General features: G+C 61.2%; 3 protein-coding genes. 1 reads left to right on the top strand and 2 read right to left on the bottom strand.

Annotated elements, in window-relative coordinates; all coding sequences use genetic code 11:
• Together gatA and gatC are read right to left on the bottom strand one after the other, a co-directional pair.
• Positions 1-1,422, bottom strand: a 1,422-nt coding sequence (gatA, locus tag QOC89_RS15235; protein WP_323045764.1) for an Asp-tRNA(Asn)/Glu-tRNA(Gln) amidotransferase subunit GatA, incomplete at its 3' end; no start/stop codon positions are given.
• A gap of 43 nt (positions 1,423-1,465) precedes the next feature.
• Positions 1,466-1,765, bottom strand: coding sequence for an Asp-tRNA(Asn)/Glu-tRNA(Gln) amidotransferase subunit GatC (gene gatC, locus QOC89_RS15230; protein ID WP_323045765.1), 300 nt, complete (start codon positions 1,763-1,765; stop codon positions 1,466-1,468).
• 380 nt (positions 1,766-2,145) lie between these two features.
• Between gatC and QOC89_RS15225 the strand changes: the two genes are divergently transcribed.
• A partial coding sequence (locus tag QOC89_RS15225) for a rod shape-determining protein (RefSeq protein ID WP_323045763.1) occupies positions 2,146-2,918 on the top strand: 773 nt, incomplete at its 3' end.

The following is a 2,918-nucleotide window of genomic DNA, read 5'->3' as shown; positions in this document are numbered from 1 at the left end:
CATCCGGGCTTCATTGAAATAGTTGCCGATGATCTGCAATCCCACCGGACGCTGCGCGTTCGGGCCCGCGCCAAAGCCGCACGGCACGCTCATGCCGGGCAAACCGGCGAGGCTCACCGACAGCGTGTAGATGTCGGCCAGATACATCTGCATCGGATCGTCGCCCTTCGCGCCGAGGTCCCATGCCACCGACGGCGCGACCGGCCCCATGATCACGTCGCACTGCTTGAACGCTTCCTGGAAGTCCTGCGCGATGATGCGGCGGATCTTCTGCGCCTGCAGGTAGTACGCGTCATAGTAGCCATGCGACAGCACATAGGCGCCCACCAGAATGCGGCGCTTCACTTCCGGACCGAAGCCTTCCGCGCGCGACTTCTTGTACATGTCGAGCAGATCGCGGTATTCCGCGGCGCGATGGCCGAAGCGCACACCGTCGAAACGCGACAGGTTCGACGAAGCTTCCGCCGGCGCAATCACGTAATACACCGGGATCGACAGTTCGGTTTTCGGCAGCGACACTTCGACCAGCGTCGCGCCGAGTGCCTCATATTGCTTCAAGGCGGCGTCGATCGAGGCGCGCACGTCGTCTGCCAAGCCCGCGCCGAAGTATTCCTTCGGCAGGCCGATGCGCAAGCCCGCGAGCGGTTTGTCCGCGCCGTCTTCTTTCCACGTCTTGCCGATGTAACGGGTGAAGTCTTCATTCTCGCGCGTGAGGCTGGTGGAATCGCGCTCGTCGAAACCGGCCATGGCGTTGAGCAGCGTTGCGCAATCCGCGGCGCTTTGCGCCATCGGGCCGCCCTGATCCAGCGACGAAGCAAACGCGATCATCCCGTAACGCGAGACACGACCATACGTCGGCTTGATGCCGGTGATTCCGGAGAACGACGCCGGCTGACGGATCGAGCCACCGGTATCCGTGCCGGTTGCAGCGGGCACAAGACGTGCGGCCACGGCCGCGGCCGAGCCACCCGACGAACCGCCCGGCACGGCCTGACGATCCCACGGATTCTGCACGGGACCAAAGTACGAATTCTCGTTGGACGAGCCCATTGCGAACTCGTCCATATTGGTCTTGCCCACGCACACCATGCCGGCGTTCTGTAGACGCGCGACCACCGTCGCATCGAACGGACTTTCGTAGTTCGACAGCATCTTCGAGCCGGCCGTGGAGCGCCACCCCTTGGTGACGAACACGTCCTTGTGCGCGATCGGCAGGCCGACCAGCGGGCCGGCGTGGCCGGTGTGAAGCAGCGCATCAGCGGCTTTGGCCTGCGCGAGCGTCAACTCGGGGTCGACCTGAATGAAGGCGTTCAGGCTGTTGGCCGCGTCGATCCGCTTCAGATACAGCTGCGCCAGTTCGACTGCGGAGCATTCCTTGGCCGCCAGTGCGGCACGCAGTTCGGTCAAGCTTTTTTCATGCATTGCGTTTTATCCTGGGCTTTATTCGCGAGTCTTGGTCGATCACTTACTCGATCACCTTCGGCACGAGGTACAGGCCGTCTTGCACGGCCGGCGCCGGGCGCTGGAAGGCTTCGCGTTGGACCGTTTCGGTCACCGCGTCGTCGCGCAGACGCAGCGCGACGTCTTCGATCTGCTCGATCGGATGGGCAAGCGGGGCGATGCCGGTGGTATCGACCGCCTGCATCTGCTCGACGAGGCCGAAGAAATCATTGAGCTGGGCAAGCGTGTGCTCAGCTTCGGCATCAGCCAGTTCGAGCCGCGCGAGATGCGCGATGCGTTTAACATCGGTCAGGGTCAGAGCCATGCAGTCACCGGAAAATGTGGTGGACCGCCGCAGCGCGAGAAAAACGATGCTGCGACAGCGGGTTACGACACTGGAGAAATGCCTCGAAAAAGGGGCCAGCGGTGGCAAAAAGTGCCGTCCGTTTCCTTCAAAACAACCAAAATTATAAGGTATCATTACGCGTTCGACCCAAACCCGGACCGACTGACCAAGGCCTTTCTGAACTATTCCGAAAGATCGTTCGGATTTTTCTGACCTGGCCTTGCACCGGCCTCCGGTAGATTCCCTCGCAGCTTCAAGTTCCTGTGGCGCCGCTTCCGCCCGGTTGAAGCTGTTATTTTTTCCGCTGCCGCCTTGCGCAACCGTTGCGAGGGCCGGCCCCAAGCGAGACAGGATTTTGAATGTTCGGTTTTCTGCGCAGCTACTTCTCCAACGATCTGGCGATTGACCTCGGCACCGCCAACACGCTCATCTATATGCGTGGCAAGGGTATCGTTCTTGACGAACCGTCGGTGGTCTCGATCCGCCAGGAAGGCGGACCCAACGGTAAGAAAACCATTCAGGCAGTCGGCAAGGAAGCCAAGCAGATGCTTGGCAAGGTGCCGGGCAACATCGAGGCGATCCGCCCGATGAAAGACGGCGTGATCGCCGACTTCACCGTCACCGAACAGATGATCAAGCAGTTCATCAAAACTGCTCACGAATCGCGTATGTTCTCGCCGTCGCCGCGCATCATCATCTGCGTGCCGTGTGGTTCGACCCAGGTCGAGCGTCGCGCGATCAAGGAAGCGGCTCACGGCGCGGGTGCGTCGCAGGTTTACCTCATCGAAGAACCCATGGCTGCGGCAATCGGCGCAGGCCTGCCGGTGTCGGAAGCAACCGGCTCGATGGTCGTCGACATCGGCGGCGGCACGACCGAAGTCGGCGTGATCTCGCTCGGCGGCATCGTGTACAAGGGCTCGGTGCGTGTCGGCGGCGACAAGTTCGACGAAGCCATCGTCAACTACATCCGCCGCAATTACGGCATGCTGATCGGCGAACAAACCGCCGAAGCCATCAAGAAAGAAATCGGTTCCGCCTTCCCGGGTTCCGAGGTCAAGGAAATGGAAGTGAAGGGCCGCAATCTGTCTGAAGGCATTCCGCGCAGCTTCACGATCTCCAGCAACGAAATTCT

The organism is Paraburkholderia sp. (assembly GCF_034668105.1).
In the GTDB taxonomy this organism is placed as follows: Bacteria; Pseudomonadota; Gammaproteobacteria; order Burkholderiales; family Burkholderiaceae; genus Paraburkholderia.
The sequence above is the reverse complement of the archived record's forward strand: the minus strand, read 5'-3'. Positions and strand labels throughout refer to the sequence as shown.

Bases quoted from the DNA above. Each gene is read 5' to 3' on its own strand.
- gatC (WP_323045765.1), bottom strand. From the start codon at position 1,765: ATGGCTCTGACCCTGACCGATGTTAAACGCATCGCGCATCTCGCGCGG.